A 17,419-nucleotide genomic window follows, 5' to 3' on the forward strand; every position below is an offset into this window, starting at 1 on the left:
TAACAACAGATGATATTTTCAGGAAAGCTAAAAAAGACAGAGCTACGAAAATCTACCTGAATATCATAAGCGGATGTTTAATGTATCTAGTGATGATATTCTAATATAGCGAACAATCAAGCAAACTGGCTACTGTTTTATATTCTTTAATCGGTTGATTTTTTATGAAAACAATCTTAATCATGCGCCATGGCGAAGCTACGCCAATGCAAGCAGATGATGCAGCAAGACAACTGACCGAGACCGGTCACCAAGAAGCCAGTCGAATGGGGCAGTGGTTAGCGACACACCATAAACCTGATGCTCTGTTGGTAAGTCCTTACATTCGCGCACAACAAACTGCTTTGGATGCGACGCAACATATTTCGTTACAATTTAACGAAACCTGCAGTGATATTACCCCTGATGGTGTACCGCAAATTGCTGCTGATTACCTAGAAACCTTGATTGCTATGCATCCAGACTGCAATACCTGGTTGGTCGTTGCCCATATGCCCATTGTTAGTTACTTAGTTGATCAGTTAAGTCCTGGTCATATGCCAATTTTCAATACGGGTGCGGTTGCTGTTATCGAATATGATGAACATAAACAGCGCAGTCACTACCTCAGTATTCACTCGCCAAATAACGTCGAAATATAACAGTGGATTTGCTAAATTAGCGCCACTGTTAATTTTTTAATTTCTTACTATGACAATCGAACGTTTAAAAACTGGTGCGCGTATGAGCCGCATCGTTAAGCATAACGGCACTGTATACCTATGCGGCCAAGTTTGTGCTGATGCTGAAAAAGATATCACCGAACAAACTCAAACCATGCTAGACAAGGTCGAAGCGCTACTTATTGAAGCGGGTAGTAGCAAAGAGCACATGCTAAGCGCCACAATTTACCTGAAAAGCATGGAATACTTTGCACAGATGAACGCTGTTTGGGATGCATGGGTACCACAAGGCCATGCACCTGCTCGTGCTTGTGTTGAGGCCAAAATGGCGCGCGATGCACTCCTTGTAGAGATTTCTGTCGTTGCAGCCATTAAGTAACGAGCAGCGTATAGTGCAAATGATTGTTCGCTTTAATGAGCAATCAGGGCGCGCAGTGAGTGAACTGCCAAGTTGGCATTTTTGCGACAATGAGCAAGATTCCAATGACTGCGCATTATTAGTTTTAAATGGCGTAAAACAAGCAACAACCCCTTCACTTTATTGGTTTAAAGCCAATAATGAAGCCCTTCCTGAAGTTGGTGATTTAGCCATTTTTACCAATTGGCAGGGACAGCCCCTCGGCATTATTGAAACTGTCTCTGTAACTATCACCCCATATAATAAAATAAGCGCCGATTACGCCGCATTAGAAGGCGAGGGTGACAAAAGCCTTGAGTACTGGCAGCGTGTACATTGGGATTATTATCAGCGAGAGCTCGCAGGCACAGAGTATCAATGTCACCCTGAGATGCCGTTGGTGTGTGAGCAGTTTAAGTTAGTTTTCAAGGAGTCAGAGTGAGCACGAATCCTGTGGTTCTTATTACCGGAGGCGGCCGCGGTATAGGCGCAGCGACAGCAAAGCTGTTTGCTAAACATGGCTATGATGTGTGTATTAACTATAAGTCAGATCAAGCAAGTGCAGATCAAGTCGCTGATAAGTTAAAAGCCTATGGCGTGAATGCGTATTTGTTGCAAGCTGATATTGCCGATGAGCAGCAAGTGCTCACCATGTTCGCTAAATTAGATGCTAAGGTTTCGCGGTTAGATGTGTTAGTTAATAACGCAGCGATGATGATGCCGCAAACGCCGTTATTAGAGATGGATGCTAAGCGTATCAACGCTATTTTAAGTTGTAATGTTACTGGCGCCTTTCTGTGTGCGCAAGAAGCAATAAAGCGTATGGACAAAGGCAGTATTGTCAATGTTTCATCGGGTGCGTCGCGAACAGGCTCGCCAAATGAATATTTAGATTATGCCGCATCCAAAGGAGCGCTTGATACTTTCACGATTGGCCTTGCCAAAGAAGTCGCGAGTAAAGGTATTCGGGTAAACGCGGTAAGGCCAGGCCTTATTTATACCGATATGCACCGTGATGGCGGTGAAGCAAACCGAGTCGATAGGTTAAAATCTAAGTTGCCGCTAGGGCGTGGTGGTGAGGCTGATGAGGTTGCCTCAGCAATTTACTTTTTGGCAAGTGGGCAAGCATCATTCACAACGGGCAGTTTTATAGACGTATCGGGTGGGCTTTAGTAAGCCTTGCTGGTGGTAACTGCTTTGAGGGGTTATTATTTCCTAATATAAACTATAAAAATAACCCAAGGTAGCCCATGGATTCACAAAAGAAATCGACTTTATTTCTGTTCGGCTTATTTATGTTCATTATGTTGGTGGGGCTGTTTGGTGTATCGCAAACAACACGCTGGAGTGAACCTTTAGCTAACAATATATATGCAATTGCGGGCCTGTTTGCTTTTAGTGGTGATTGGACACAAGAGCTTTATAAAACCAATCAAATGAACCCTTTCATTGAATTTGCTCGATTTGCAGCCCCCTTAACGACAGCATTAATTTTCTTTTATCTAATTTTTGATGGGGCAAAGCAGCTCATTGTATATTTACTGAGGCCTCGCTCTGATTTTCAGCTTGTTATTGGTTTGGGAAATAAAGGTTCTGCCATTGCTCTATCTGCATTGGCTGCGAATAAATCAGTTATAGCAATCGAAAGTAACCCTGAAAATAGTCATATTGCCTTACTGAAACAAAAAGGTGCGATTGTGCATGTTGGTGATATTAATCAATCAGTTGCTGAAAAGTTTCATTTACAGCATGCTGAGGCGGTATTTTTCTGTTGTGGCGATGATAGCCATAACATTACTATTGCTCAGCAAGTACTTACTAACTTACCCAACTTGAAAGCGCCCGTTTTTGTACATCTGCATAGTCGGGTATTAGCGGATCAACTTAAACAACTCCCTCGATTTATTGAAAATACCAGAACTGAATTACGCTTTTGGCGTAAAAGCCAGTTACTAGCAGAGCAGCTTTTTGCCAAGCATTCGCCGTTACCACTGCTTAATATTCAAGGAAAAGACCAAGTTCATTTGGTTATTTTTGGTAGTAATGACGCGGCGTTAGATTTAGCAAGAACTTATGCGAAAAGTGCTATCTACAGTAGTTTAAAGCCGGTAAAAATTACTTTAATCACTACCGAATCTAACGCAGAGTTGAGTGCAGAGCTTACAGCTATTGACGCTGCCGCTGAGCTTAACGTTGTTAATAAGCAAGTTCATGAGTTACTCGCAGATAAAAAACTGCTGCTCGATATCATTTCTAATGCAACGCAAATTTATATTTTCGATACACAGCAATTAAACTGTTTCTCTATCGCTTTGACACTTCGCAATAAGATGCTAGTTGAATGCCTATTTATGGCACCCATTTACTACGCCACTAGCTACACCGAATTTAGTGAACAACAACAAGCTAAAACAAGGCAAATACCTGATAACTTGGTGGCTTTTAATGATAACAGTAAAGATATCAATATTAGCGCAGTGACTCAGCCTCGTGGCTCAGTGTTAGCTAAGCGAGCTCACGAACAAAGCTATCAAGCAAATCAAGCTAATGTTACTTCATGGCAAGACCTACCTTATAGTTTAAAGGAAGCCAATAGAGCTTTTGCGCTGAGTTGGCGTGAAAAACTGGCGATGGTAAATGCACGTTTTAGCAGTCACTCAAACAGCATTGAATTATCAGATAACGAGCTCAATATGATGTCGTCGATGGAGCATGCTCGCTGGTGCGCTGAGCGTAAAATTGATGGCTGGCAGTTTTCTAGTACTCGCTCAAATATTGCAAAACGACATACACTGATAAAACCTTGGCATGATTTAACACAACAACAGCAGCAAGGTAATAGTGATTTTTTTGCCTCAGCTGTTAACGATTTACTGTTACTGGCAAAAGATACAACGCAACCTTTTGGCATTGAAAAAGTGGTCACCGTGGCAGTCACAGGCCATCGCTTTACAAACCTTGAAAGCCAGCAACATGACACGTTGGTTCGAGACATTGATCAGCAGTTAGATGCGCTTAAGCAGGCTCATCCAAATTGTCATTTTCAGTTTGTTTCTGGTCTTGCTGAAGGAGCTGATAGATTAGTGATAGAGCGAGCGCTAACCCGTTTAGAAGCTAGTTTTATTGCTCTACTGCCTATGGCTTACGAACTGTATAAATTGGATTTTAGTAAACAAGATAGTGAGTTTGAACAGTTGCTTGCCAAAGCACAGTGGTTTGCAGAAATTCCCCCTGTTTATCGAAGTTTAGCCGAGATGGAAGATACAGCTAATGAGTCTCGTGCTTTGCAATATGCCTCTTTAGCAGCGCACTTGGTTGCTATGGCCGACGAGCTAATCGCAGTGTGGGATTCTCAACCTAGCAGAGGAGTTGGCGGTACAGCTGATGTTGTAAATTGGTGGCAGCATGGTGTGCCTGAACAGTTTAAGCGCCATTACCCGTTTACTAGTAAGGGACTTAAAGCTGAAGTGCGTATTGTAGACTTTAAGAGAGATTAGCTAATGAACGAGGAATTAGTTAAGCATCAATACTTGGCGTTTATCTCATATCGTCACGCTGATAATAAGCAAACCGGTCGCCAGTGGGCAACTTGGTTGCACCAAGCAATCGAAACCTATGAAATCCCGAAAGATTTAGTGGGTCAAAAAAATGCCCGTGGCGAGTTGATCCCAGAGCGTATTTTCCCCATTTTTCGAGATGAAGAAGAGCTCCCAGCCGATGCTGATCTTGGCAATGCAATTACACGAGCACTAGATAATACTCAACTGCTTATTGTGTTATGTTCACCTAACGCAGTGGCATCTACTTATGTTGCAGATGAAATCGATTACTTCAAAAAGTTAGGCCGAAGCGATCAAATTATTGCCGCGATGATCGACGGTGAACCAAATGCAAGCTGGGATAAAACAAAGCAATCGCAAGGGGTTGCGCCAGAGGAGGAATGTTTTCCAAAGCCCTTACAATATGCTTACGACGCACAGGGCAACCCAACAACACAATTAGCTGAGCCTCTAGCGGCTGATTTTCGGGTTAATCATGATGGCAAGCTTGAACAAGGCTGGACCTCAATTGAAGCATATAAACAGTATTTAAAATCGCGCACTGAATTTTCAAGCCAAGATTTAGCTCGATATGTTGAGCAATACCAAGCTCAACAAAAATTGATGCTGTTAAAAATTATCGCAGGCATTTTAGGTGTGCCACTCGGAGCATTAACTAAGCGCGATCAAGCTTATCAATTAGAACTTGCTAAGCAAAAGGCAAAGCGTTTGCGCCAATGGTTAAGTGCCGTCGCTATGCTAGCTGTTATTGCAGTGGTTGCGGGTGTTTTTGCTTATATTAAACAGCAACAAGCCATTAAAAATGAACAGCTTGCACAACAGCAAACTAAAATAGCAACTGAGCAGCGTGATGCTTCATTGTTAAATCAAAGTCGCTTTTTGCTTGATAGAGCCCGTCAAGCAAACGATGATGGAGAGCATGATACTGCGTTGCTATTAGGCCTCAATGCACTACCCGGTTTATATGGCGGAGAGCGTCCAATGCCCGGTGGAATAGGGCAATTGCGTCGGGCGATTTATGCCAATAACAAACACTTTTATTATCAAGCACAAGAAAAAATTGAACAGTACCAATATGTTGAAAATGAACAGCTATTTGTACTTTCAAATGGCAAAGTTAAGCGTTTATCAATAACAGACAGTGACGAAGATAAACTGCTTAAAACTGAACAGTTTGTTCAAGGCTTTAGTCTAAGCCGTGATAACAAACAACTTGCTATAGCGACTCGTGAGGGCGAAGTCAGTGTTTGGGATAGTGATACCTTAACCAAACAACAAAGCACCGAAATTAAAGCCGAGATAAAAAACCTAGTATTTAGTCCTGATAACAAAATCCTTTATATGAGCAGTCATTTTGACCGGCTCATTGCTTGGGATGTCACTAATAATGCGCTTTTATACGATGTTAAACATTCTCAACAATACGGCTTGGCAGACATTCAAATTAGCCCAAATGGTCACTATATTTTAACGACTCCTGAGCTCGTGGGGCCACTTAAACTCTTCAACGCTCAAAATGGAAATGAAATACGCTCATTGGATTTAGCTTATGATTTTACAGCTAAAAATAGCTTAGCTCGACAAACAGGCTTTACCAATGATAGCCAAGGCTTAGTTATTTACGATCTAAATGGTACCCGTGTTGAAGCAGTTGAAAGTGGCGAGCAACAAGGAGTTACTCCGCATATTCATACCTTGATGAGTAAAAATGGAGAATACGTTTATGCAATGGCCACTGTTAACCAAGTGCAATCGACAACCGAAAATGCTGATTTTATTCGTAGTTTAGAAAAGGCTCCGACACTTTGGAATATCAAAACAAATCAAGGTAGTCAGCTTAGCCATTTTTCAAATGTTGAAGATGGCGCATTTACACCAGACGGTAAGCTTTTGATCACATTAGCGTATAAAAATGTGCGAGTGTGGGATGTCGCAACTGGTATTGAAGTTAATAACTTTAAAATTAATCAGCGCACAAAGCTTGTTTTAACAAATAGTGAGTTGGTTAATGCCTCGAGTGATGACAAAAGTATTTCAATTTGGTCATTACTGAAAAATAGCCCAAGCATAGCACTTAGCGAAAAAATTAATTTATGGGGCGCTGAATTTAGCACTGACGGGCACACTCTGGCAGCACAGAGCCTTGATAATAAAAACCAGCTTTATATGTTTAATAGCTTGAGTGGTGAGCTTGTTCGACGCATAGATTTGTGTGAACGACATCGTGTTAATATCGCCGATGTAGCCAATGCAAAACGCTTTATAAGTGTGGAATGTGGTTATGGCAATCACCAAGTATTTGATCTAGAAAAGAACCGCTTACTTGAGTTTGGTGACAAATATGATTCGTCTTCGGTCGTGTTATTAAATGAAGCACAGCATTTTGTTTTATTCATTGAAGATTCTTGGAACAAAAAAGCGCTTTACTTAGTTGACTTGATGAGCGAACAAAGCATCGCCGAAATCCCCCTCAGTGAAGATACCATAATGACCGAGCCTAGGCTGAGTGCTGAGGGGCGTTATTTATTGCTAGGTAATAATAAAAAAGGGGTGATGCTTTATGATTTACAAGCGAAAAAGCCGCAGTTTAATACAACTAAAATAGCCCGAGTTCTTGATGCCTACTTTGTGTCACAAGCAAACCGTTTGGTAATAAAAGCAGCCAAGCGTAAAGTGGGTATCTTGGATTTGCAAACCGGTGAGGTTTTAAAACAACTGACCTTCCAGTCTGATATTGCAGACCTACTTGTTAAGGGGAGTGAGCTGGTTATTGGATTAAAAGACAAAGCTGTTGTGGTTGTTGACACTGTTAGCTTGCAAGAACTTTATCGATTTAACACCACTGAAGAAGCTGGGGATTTAAGCTTATCAGCATCAGCAGAATATTTAATAATTAACCAAGGTAAGCCTAGTATTTATCATCTTGACACGGGTCAGCTGTTTTATCAGGTTGATGATTATCAACAGCAAAAAATAGCGTTTGATGAGCATGCTGACCGCTTAATTATATTAGCTAATCAAGGTAAGCTGTTTAGTTTACCCGCATTGAGTCGTGAAATTAATGATGCTGCGAAAAATGCATTGCCAAAAAGACGCAACTGCTTAACGCAAAAACAGCGTGAAGATAACTTTATTTCGCCATTAAATGTTCAGCAAAAACAAGTGCGAGGATGTTTAAAGTAAAATACTTAACCAGATGCTAAAGCTCACCACACTCAATACTGTTGAAAGCACGACGCTACTTGCCAGTGTCGCTTGGTGTTGCTTAATTTGATTGGCGATTAGATAAGCGTTGACCCCTAAAGGAGAGGCGCTTAAAAGTACTAACACGTTCAGTAATGATTGCTCTAGATTGAATACGCTGCCTGCAAAAAAGTAGACCCCGCACGGTAACACAACAAGCTTGATGATGGTTGCGATGATTGAGGCTTGTAAGTTGTCGGCCACTTTATAAAACGCAAGGTTCGCCCCTAATACAAATAACGCACAGGCAATGGCAGGTTTGGCAAGTAGACTCAGGCCATTTGCTAAATTATCAAAAAGTGTAAAGCCAAGTAGGTTAACAGCCAAGCCGCTACTGATGCTTAACACGACTGGATTAAGCAGCATGTTTTTAGCAAATGCTCGCCAAGAGAATGTTTGCTGCGACTTAGCACTGAGCAAAAAGGTAAGGGTAAACAAAAGTGCGCTATGAAAAGTGATGATCATAAACACAATGCCGACCATCTGTTGGCCAAGTGCAGCAATAATAATAGGTAAACCTACCAGTACTGTATTTGAGTAACTACTGCCAAGAGCAAATACAGCATGACGTGACGGCGCAGATTGCTTGCTTATAAGGTAGCGGTCAAGAACATATCCGAGGGCGTAAATGGCCAATACTGGAATGTAAAAGCTCAAAAAGCCTGCAATAGACACACTATTTTGTAAATCGGCTTGGGCCATATTTAAAAATAGAAAAGCAGGCACACTGATATAAAAAGTAAACTTACTTAAACCTGCTATATGCTCTTTCGATAAAAACGTGCTTCGCGAGCTGATGTAACCACTTAACACGATAAAAATCAGTGGAAAGATAATCGAAAAAATATGCACTTTAGGCCTTATGACAAGAAGACGTTAGCGTCTGAACTCATCACTTTGTGGAAGATTAATTAAAATAAGTACCGCACCTTTACCACCAAATTCAAGAGGTGCTTGGTGCATCGCAATCACATCAGGGTGTTGTACTAAATATTGCGGTACCTTGTGTTTAAGTATGCGCTCACCAATGCCATGCACAACACAAGCGCAATAGTAATGCTGTTTTTTACACTCATGAATTAAACCTGCTAGCTCATCTTTGGCTAATTCTTTATTTAAGCCATGTAAATCAAGGGTTAAATCTGGTGAGTAATCTCCACGGCGAAGTTGTTTTGCTAAAAAGCTATCGTGACCTGGTTTGACATAACTTACGGTGCCATGAGTGTCGATGTCTGGTACATATTCATCAGAAAAGAAAAATTCTGCCTGATGCTGCTTTTTTTGCTGGGAAAATTGCTTCGCTTGTGACACTTTAGGCTTATTGGTGAATCGAATAGTGTCTTGTTTAAATGCTTTGGCACCACTGATACTCTGACGAAATAAGTCAATATCGTCAGTGCTAATGTGGTTGTTGGCGTGGGGATCTTTTTTCATGGCGGCAGTCTAAACAAAAAAACGCTAAAAATCGAGTAAAAACCAACTGAAAAGACGGTACAATACGCGTCAGAACAGACTTTGAAAGTTAAGGAACATACATGAACCATTTCCAGATAGAAGACGCAATTTTAGACGAGGCAATTGCAGAACTTTCAACGTTGCATGATTGGTTACGTTGGACAACCAGTCAATTTGCCAGCAGTGGTATTTTCTTTGGGCACGGTACAGATAACGCGTGGGATGAAGCAGTTAGCTTACTATTACCCGCATTAAGCTTGCCAATCGACGCGCCAAAAGAGTTAATGCATGCGCGTTTAACCAGCACCGAGAAAAATCGTTTAGCTGAACTAATTGCAGAGCGTATTAATGATTGTACGCCAGTACCGTACCTGACCAACACCGCGTGGTTTGCAGGTATGCCTTTTTATGTTGATGAGCGCGTGTTAATTCCACGTTCGCCATTTGCAGAGTTAATTAATAATCGCTTTGCACCTTGGTTAGAAGAGCCAAGCTCAGTAACGCGCATTCTTGATTTATGTACCGGCTCTGCATGTATCGCTATTGCACTTGCACAAGCATTTGAAGAGGCACAGGTTGATGCGGTTGATATTTCATATGAAGCGCTCGAAGTTGCAGATATTAATATTAGCGATTACATGCTAAATGACCGTGTACTGCCAATTCAGTCAGATGTGTTTAGTGGTGTTCCGGGTCAAAAATATGACCTGATCGTAGCTAACCCACCGTATGTTGACGCAGAAGATATGGCTGATTTACCTCGTGAATTCCATCACGAGCCAGAGCTTGGTTTAGCATCGGGTCATGATGGTCTTGATGTTACTCGTACCATCTTAGCTGAAGCCGCAGAGCATCTAACAGATAACGGTTTGTTATTTGTCGAAGTTGGCAACTCTATGGTACATATGGAAGAGCTGTACCCAGGCGCACCATTTGAGTGGGTTGAATTTGAACAAGGTGGTCTTGGCGTGTTTGTGATCAGCAAACAGCAACTTGTTAAATATTTCGCAGATTAACAGCAGATTTTAAAAGCCGAGCCTGAGGGCTCGGTCTCAGTAGTCATTAGGAATGAGGAAAATTAATGGCAGGTAATAGCATCGGGCAACTATTTAAAGTGTCCACCTTTGGTGAGAGCCACGGCGTTGCATTAGGCGGCGTTGTTGATGGCACACCAGCAGGTCTTGAAATTAGCGAGGCCGATTTACAAATAGATTTAGACCGTCGTAAGCCGGGGCAAAGTCGATATACAACACAGCGCCGCGAAAGTGACGAAGTAAAAATTCTTTCTGGTGTATTCGAAGGTAAAACCACAGGTACTAGCATTGGTTTACTGATTGAAAACACCGATCAACGTTCAAAAGATTACGGCAAAATTGCCGATGTATTTCGCCCAGGTCATGGTGATTATACCTATTGGCATAAGTACGGTATCCGTGATTACCGAGGTGGTGGTCGCTCTTCTGCCCGTGAAACAGCGATTCGTGTAGCGGCGGGTGCAATTGCAAAAAAATACCTAAAACAATTTCATGGTATTGAAGTACGTGCTTGTTTGAGCCAACTTGGGCCAATTAAAGCAGAAGATTACAACTGGGATGAAGTGGAAAACAATGCATTTTTCTTCCCTGATCCGAGTAAATTAGACGCGCTTGATGAATACATGCGCGACCTAAAAAAACAAGGTGATTCGGTAGGCGCTAAAGTTAAAGTGGTTGCTAAAAATGTGCCTGTTGGTCTTGGCGAGCCAGTATTTGATCGCCTAGATGCAGAGCTAGCACACTCATTAATGAGCATTAATGCGGTAAAAGGCGTTGAGATTGGTGATGGCTTTGATGTGGTTGAGCAAAAAGGCTCTGAACACCGTGATGAGTTAACTCCTGATGGTTTCACATCTAATCACGCGGGCGGTGTACTTGCAGGTATCTCGACAGGGCAAGATATCATTGCCTCTATCGCACTTAAGCCAACTTCAAGCATTACCATACCGGGTAACAGCATTAATACCAGCAACGAAGCGGTAGAGATGATCACCAAAGGACGTCATGACCCATGTGTAGGTATTCGTGCAATTCCTATTGCTGAGGCGATGATGGCGATTACCTTAATGGATCACTTATTGCGCCAACGTGGTCAAAACCCACATGTGAGCCACGAACATGGACCAATCAAAGGTTCAATTTAAGCGCGACTTTAAATAAAGTAAACGCAGTTAATGAGCGCGATGATTATCATCGCGCTTTTTTATGCCTGTTAGAATTTTAATAAGGGGAGTAGGCTGTGTTTGCTATCAGTCCACAGTGCCAGCTCGCTATGTGGGTAGCGTTTAATAGGCGACAAATCACTGATAGATACACGATTTAAAAAAGCCTGATTATCAGTTAGCACCACCCAGTCTGAGCCTATGTCTGATGGGCTATGGCCTTGATAGCTAAACTTTAACATTGCCTTATTAAAATGTTGGCTATGTGCCTGTAATACAGGCAGTAAGTCGATATGATTATTTGAAATATGCACAATCAATACGCCATTCTCATTGAGCCTCTGCCAATAAAGTGACATTGCTTCTTGGGTTAGCAAATGCGCAGGAATTACATCACTTGAAAATGCATCAATAATTAAAACATCAAATATTTCGTTCGCATTATTTTTTAACGCAATACGACCATCCCCTAAGCTGACTGTGAGCTTGGCTTCACTGTTTTCTAAATATGAGAAATAGCGCTTTGCCATCTTGACCACAGCAGGGTTTAACTCAAAAAAGTGAATACTATCCTGTTGGTCTGCAAACCGCGCTAAAACGCCTGCACCCAAACCAATGACGCCAATGTTTAGTGCGCTGTGTTGCTTTAGTATGGCAAGTGATTTAGCGACACCAGTATGCTGATGGTAATAACTTTGCTCAAACTGTTGGTTTGGATTTAGTGGCTCTGAGCCATGAATCGTGGTGCCGTCAATTAAGCGCCTTTCATTTATTGATTGAGTGTTTATATCTTTAACCGCTAAATAGCCATAAAAGTTGCGGCTAGTGGCAACGTTATATTGGTTAAAGTTTACCGCTAAAAAACAATAGCATGCTAACCAAGTAACTGAGCTGGTTGCGAGAGCGAATTTGAGCTGTTTTGTTTTTGTTCTAGCTTTTAATTGGTAGTAACACACAGAACTAAAAATAACCGCTAATGTAAGTAAATACTCGTCAATCTGGACAAATAGCAATGGGGCAATGAGCGTACTGAAAAGCGAACCTAACACACCGCCAAGGGCGATATAAAAATAAAAAATGGTAAATTGCTCGTTTTCAGGGGCTTTGTTTCTCAGTTCACCATGACAGATCATACCGGCGGTTAATAGAATCAGGCTGTAAATTATAAGCTGGGCTAGGGCATTGAATAAGCTGCCAAAATAAAACATTAACAGACCTGCAAAAGCCGAAAATATAAACACATATGCCCACACATGACGATGATAATTTACTTTATTGGCAAACGTATAACTAAAGGTGAGCAAGTAAATTACAAGAGGTAACGACCAAAGTAATGGCATGGGTGGAATATTAGTGCTGATCATATGCGTGGTAGATACCAACATGGCTGAGCTTAAGGCACTTAATAACAGCCATTGACCTTTACCTTTTAAAAGCGTGACAGGCCTAGTTTGCATAGACGCTCTTGATAAATCGGGTGTTTTTTTTAGTAAAAATATTACTAGAAGTGCTAATAACAAGCAGTAGCTGATAAGTCCAAATAGCCAGTATGTAGTTTGCTGCTCTAAAGAAAATAGTAATTCATAAACGAGCGGGTAGCTCATTAATGCCAGTAAAGAACCCAAGTTTGAGATGGAATACCAATGGTAAGGCACCTGTGCTGAAGCAGTTTGCACATACCATCTTTGTAAAAGTACGCTAGTAGCGCTCAGTAGAATAAATATTGGACCAATTTCTATAAATAAATTCACAAACACCGCAAGCGTAGGCGGCCAATTTGTGAGAGTTGGAGCTGCAAATTCTGTTACAACGATGAGTGTGGCAAAGGTGACTAAAACTATATGGGTGACTACCTGTAACTTAATATGAAAGCGACCCATACCATGCGCATAGAAATAGCCAATAAGTAACATGACTTGATAAAACACTAAACTTGCTGACCAGATAGAGGCACCGCCACCAAATTGCGGTAGAAGTTGCTTTGAAAGCATCGGCTGAATTTGAAAAATTAAAAAAGCACTGATGAAAATAGTGAGCGTTGATAAATATTTATACATTGTTTTTATTACCTATTTTGAGATAGCAAAAACAATCCAATAGCCAGAGCAAAGTGACAATGGAGTAACCCTTGAGTTTCTCTTAAGAAAACCTTAATCTTTGATTCGTAAATATTTATTGGAGAAGTAAGTGGCGCGTTATCGAATCGGTAAATTTGCAATTGATGAGAGTCGATGTTTAATTTCATCGCAAGATTATGAGCAAATAGTCGAGCCAAAGGTCATGGATGTATTACATACCCTTTATTTAAATAAAGGTGAAGTTGTAAGCCAAGAAGTAATCTTTGCAAAAGTATGGCCTAATGCTACCTATAACCCAAGTTCGGTACAGCGTTGTATCGCATTACTACGAAAAGCACTCCAAGAAGATGCCAAAAATCCGCAGTATATAATTACACACCCTAAGCGCGGTTATAGCCTTGAAAAAGTAACACCGGGGCAGAGCAAAAAACTAAAATCGCAACATCTTGGGTTGCTGTTTGTTTTACTAGTAAGCCTTATCGCTATTGCGTGGCAACTAGTCCCTAAGCAACAAGATAATGCTCACTTTACCCAACTGATGCCACTCACTTCGAGTGAACTAAATGAAGCTAATTTGTCACTTTCACATAGTGGTAAGTACCTCGCTTTTGTTAGAGGTAATAAAGGAAGTCAGCAGATTTGGATTAAAGAGCTTGCGACTGAGCGAGAGGTGAGGCTTACTGAAGACGCAGCAAGCTACTACGCTTTGGGGTGGTCGACCTCCGATCATGCGATTGCGTTTGTGAAAAGCGCAGAGCAGAAACAACATCTGAACACATTAAGCATTGATTTATCGAAATTTCAGCCATTAGAACAAGCGACGGTGAGTGTTTTAAATGACACCGTTGTAACCAGTCACCACATCGATTGGCATGCTGATAAGCTCTATTACATAGAAAAAGATAAACTAAACAACGATACTCGACTCGTTTCACTTAACTTAGAATCTAAACAAAAGGCACATTTACTAGCCGCTTCACAGCAAGATTGGTTACTTGTTAATGCGTTATCGAAAGACGGCCGTATAGTCGCAATGGGGATTGAAGCGGGGCAAAACAAATACCGTATTGATGTACTCGACCTGGCCAGTAAAAAAATACAAACTATTGCCATTATAGAAAACGGTATTCAAGGGTTAAGTTGGCACCCGAATAATCAAGCACTATTGATTAGCCAACGAAATCAGCTTGTTAATCTGGATCTTGATGGTGAGCAGCAGTTAATTTCATTTAATAATTATCAAATAATCCGTGATGCCCAGTACACACCAGACGCTGAAGCGATTTTGATGGAGCTAGTGAATGTTGATGTAGATATTGTTAGCCAAACACGGGCTAACCCTGACAATCTGACTAAACTCGTAGATACCTCATCAATCGACTTTCTACCCGTGTTTTCGCCAGACTCAACTAAATTTGTTTTTGAGTCTCATCGTTTTGGATTAAAGCAATTATTTTTATACGATAATGGCAAGCAAACGCGCATTTTTGCTAACCCTGATAATCATGAGTTATTTGGCATTGTTTGGAGCCAGGACGCACGACAGGTTTACACTGCTAGTAAAGATTCATTATTTAAAATTGATTTAAACAGTGGTACTTACGAAACAATACCTCACGGAAATCACTCTTTTTACTTGCGAGAAATGTATCACAATGAAGACGCGATTTTAGTTTCATATCGAGCAGAGGATGGACAGACATTTCACCCTGCAAAATTCGATTTAACAAGCCTAACTTTGACACCTTTCACAGGCTCAGGGAAACGTTTAAGTTGCTATGGCATGGATTTAGATGAGCAAGACCAGATCTATTTTTCAAATAGCAACGAAGTGTTTCGAGTTAATAGCCGAGGAGATACTGAGACTGTTTGGCGAGCTGCTAACAATGACATCATTGGTATATCTGTAAGTAACCAGCAATTAGCGGTCACTATGGAGCATGCTGATACTATTAACTTCCAACGTATTGATTTGGCAACCGCTGCAACAGAAAGTTGGCAATTAACTCAACCTAAGCAACATATGCTGATCAACAGTGCCCATGATTTAACAGAGTTTTTATACCTTACAGAGCCTAATAGAACTCGTAAGTTAGTAAAGCTTCTTTAGCTTGATATGTTTTTTACGTCTTAATCAACTCCACAAGCTGTTTAAGCTGCTCATGACTGAGAGGGTTGTGGGCGTGATTACCGTATAGCAGGACGATATCAATAACAGGCAGTACCGGAAGTGAGGTACCGCTGATCTCTTCCACACCCGATTGCATGCTTATTCGCGCCATACTGCCAATTGCCAGTCCTTGTCTAATCAAGCCATGTAACGCTCCCGCTGAGCCACAACAGGCAATAATATTAAAACGACGCTCGGCTTTTAATAGACCCTCAATACTGGCTTGGTGAAACTTACAGTCTCGTTGAAACAAGGCGATAGGAAGTGGGGTTGAATCGTTAATCTCAAAAGCAGGGCTTTTCACCCACACGCCTTGGCTTGATTGCAATAAGTAGCCTTCTTCACTGTCTGGCGAGCGAGTGGCAATCACCAAATCGAGCATACCTTGGTCTAGCTTGGCTCTAAGCTCAGTACTTGGGGCGCAGCTTATTTGTACATCCAGCGCATTAAATTGTTGGTGTAAGGCATCAACCAGCTGTGGCAGTAAAGAGTCGGCATAGTCGTCAGGGCAGCCAATGCGCACACGTAAATTGCCAGTGCCTGCTTTTAATTGCTTAAAGGCTTCATCATGAAGCGTTATCAATTGCTTAGCATAGCTTGCTAGCTGGTGGCCTTGATGGGTTAGCACCAGTTGACGACCTTGCTTTTCAAATAGCGGACTTGCAAGGTCTTGTTCAAGCTTTTTCATTTGCATACTTACCGCAGATTGGGTTCTGCAAATTTGTGCTGCAGCGCGGGTGAAACTGCCTGTATCAACAAAGGCACAAAAAGTTCTAAGGGCATCAATATCCATAATGTATCAGCTTTTCTTATGGGTAGCATAAAAACAATTGGCGAGTAATTACCCAATTGCTGTTTTATAGTGAGCCTAATCTAAACGTTAAAGGAAGCACAATGCAATTATTTATTGGTAATAAAAATTACTCAACTTGGTCATTGCGGGCCTGGTATTTACTGAGTAAATTCAATATCTCTTTTACAGAGCAACAATTAATATTAGATACGCCTGAATTTTATGAAGCATTAAAAAGTAAGTTTCCAGTGCAAAAAGTGCCGGCTCTTATTGATGCTGAGTTAACCGTATGGGATTCACTCGCTATTTGTGAATACATCAATGATGCTTATCTAAATGGTGCTGCTTGGCCTAGTGAAATAGCTCAAAGAGCAAGAGCGCGCAGTCTAGCGGCTGAGATGCACTCTGGTTTTGCTGCACTTCGTAATGAAATGCCAATGAATATCCGCGCTAAAAGGCATGTTGAATTATCAGAGCAAGCTAAAAAAGACATTGCACGTATCGATGAGATATTCTCTACTCAGCAGCAAAGTTACCCTAATACCTGGTTATTTGGAGAGTTCTCTATTGTTGATGCGATGTTTGCACCTGTGGTGCTGCGCTTCAAAACGTATCAGGTGGAGCTTTCGCATGCTGCACAAGTTTATTGCCAGCACGTACTTAGTTGCCCGGTAATGCAAAGTTGGATCTGCGAAGCCCTAAAAGAAACCGATATTGTAGACTGTGATGAAGCAGGTGAAGAAATTAAATAACTGAAATTTAGAATATTTTCCTATTTAAATTATTGTCTACTATACTTTTATTTGGGGTTTTTTGTCGTATTTTTATACAAAAATACTAGTTTAATTAGTGAGCATACACTCT

Annotated in this window: 14 protein-coding genes; 10 read left to right on the forward strand and 4 right to left on the reverse strand. The window is 41.3% G+C overall.

Annotated elements, in window-relative coordinates; translation table 11 throughout:
• Positions 1-164 precede the first annotated feature (164 nt).
• The 6 genes from sixA to EXT43_RS07265 all read left to right on the forward strand — a co-directional run bounded on the left by sixA (position 165) and on the right by EXT43_RS07265 (position 7,802).
• The gene (gene sixA / locus EXT43_RS07240; protein ID WP_058586339.1) at positions 165-641 is read left to right on the forward strand and encodes a phosphohistidine phosphatase SixA; all 477 of its coding nucleotides are present in this window, start codon (positions 165-167) and stop codon (positions 639-641) included.
• Positions 642-690: 49 nt separating this feature from the next.
• Positions 691-1,041 (forward strand): RidA family protein, encoded by a 351-nt coding sequence (locus tag EXT43_RS07245; RefSeq protein ID WP_130166676.1) that lies wholly within the window; start codon positions 691-693, stop codon positions 1,039-1,041.
• The gene (locus EXT43_RS07250; protein WP_130166677.1) at positions 1,025-1,501 is read left to right on the forward strand and encodes an ASCH domain-containing protein; all 477 of its coding nucleotides are present in this window, start codon (positions 1,025-1,027) and stop codon (positions 1,499-1,501) included. The genes EXT43_RS07245 and EXT43_RS07250 overlap by 17 nt, the downstream gene beginning before the upstream one ends.
• The gene (locus EXT43_RS07255; protein WP_130166678.1) at positions 1,498-2,232 is read left to right on the forward strand and encodes an SDR family oxidoreductase; all 735 of its coding nucleotides are present in this window, start codon (positions 1,498-1,500) and stop codon (positions 2,230-2,232) included. The genes EXT43_RS07250 and EXT43_RS07255 overlap by 4 nt, the downstream gene beginning before the upstream one ends.
• Positions 2,233-2,309: 77 nt before the next feature.
• Entirely contained in the window at positions 2,310-4,556 is a 2,247-nt protein-coding gene (locus EXT43_RS07260) for an NAD-binding protein (protein ID WP_130166679.1), read from the forward strand.
• A 3-nt stretch (positions 4,557-4,559) separates the two neighbouring features.
• The gene (locus EXT43_RS07265; protein ID WP_130166680.1) at positions 4,560-7,802 is read left to right on the forward strand and encodes a toll/interleukin-1 receptor domain-containing protein; all 3,243 of its coding nucleotides are present in this window, start codon (positions 4,560-4,562) and stop codon (positions 7,800-7,802) included.
• On the opposite strand, the gene EXT43_RS07270 is transcribed toward EXT43_RS07265, so the two are convergent.
• Positions 7,794-8,714, reverse strand: coding sequence for an AEC family transporter (locus EXT43_RS07270; RefSeq protein WP_130166681.1), 921 nt, complete (start codon positions 8,712-8,714; stop codon positions 7,794-7,796). The genes EXT43_RS07265 and EXT43_RS07270 overlap by 9 nt on opposite strands.
• A gap of 24 nt (positions 8,715-8,738) precedes the next feature.
• The gene (smrB, locus tag EXT43_RS07275) at positions 8,739-9,296 is read right to left on the reverse strand and encodes an endonuclease SmrB (RefSeq protein ID WP_130166682.1); all 558 of its coding nucleotides are present in this window, start codon (positions 9,294-9,296) and stop codon (positions 8,739-8,741) included.
• A 101-nt stretch (positions 9,297-9,397) separates the two neighbouring features.
• Between smrB and prmB the strand changes: the two genes are divergently transcribed.
• Together prmB and aroC are read left to right on the forward strand one after the other, a co-directional pair.
• Entirely contained in the window at positions 9,398-10,333 is a 936-nt protein-coding gene (gene prmB / locus EXT43_RS07280) for a 50S ribosomal protein L3 N(5)-glutamine methyltransferase (protein WP_130166683.1), read from the forward strand.
• Positions 10,334-10,398: 65 nt separating this feature from the next.
• Positions 10,399-11,496, forward strand: a complete 1,098-nt coding sequence (aroC, locus tag EXT43_RS07285; RefSeq protein ID WP_058586334.1) for a chorismate synthase — start codon at positions 10,399-10,401, stop codon at positions 11,494-11,496.
• Positions 11,497-11,564: 68 nt separating this feature from the next.
• Here the strand turns inward: aroC and EXT43_RS07290 are convergent, their stop codons facing one another.
• Positions 11,565-13,571: a fused MFS/spermidine synthase gene (locus EXT43_RS07290; RefSeq protein ID WP_130166684.1), complete on the reverse strand. Its 2,007-nt coding sequence runs from the start codon at positions 13,569-13,571 to the stop codon at positions 11,565-11,567.
• A 130-nt stretch (positions 13,572-13,701) separates the two neighbouring features.
• Between EXT43_RS07290 and EXT43_RS07295 the strand changes: the two genes are divergently transcribed.
• On the forward strand, positions 13,702-15,702 hold the full coding sequence (locus EXT43_RS07295; protein WP_130166685.1) for a winged helix-turn-helix domain-containing protein: 2,001 nt from the start codon (positions 13,702-13,704) through the stop codon (positions 15,700-15,702).
• A gap of 13 nt (positions 15,703-15,715) precedes the next feature.
• Here EXT43_RS07295 and EXT43_RS07300 read toward each other — a convergent pair whose 3' ends face one another.
• Entirely contained in the window at positions 15,716-16,555 is an 840-nt protein-coding gene (locus tag EXT43_RS07300) for a LysR family transcriptional regulator (RefSeq protein WP_130166686.1), read from the reverse strand.
• Positions 16,556-16,656: 101 nt separating this feature from the next.
• Between EXT43_RS07300 and EXT43_RS07305 the strand changes: the two genes are divergently transcribed.
• A complete protein-coding gene (locus EXT43_RS07305; RefSeq protein ID WP_130166687.1) occupies positions 16,657-17,307 on the forward strand; it encodes a glutathione S-transferase family protein in 651 nt (216 codons plus the stop codon).
• The last annotated feature ends 112 nt before the right edge of the window (positions 17,308-17,419 follow it).

It is taken from the genome of Pseudoalteromonas sp. CO109Y (assembly GCF_004208935.1).
Taxonomy (GTDB): Bacteria; Pseudomonadota; Gammaproteobacteria; order Enterobacterales; family Alteromonadaceae; genus Pseudoalteromonas; species Pseudoalteromonas shioyasakiensis.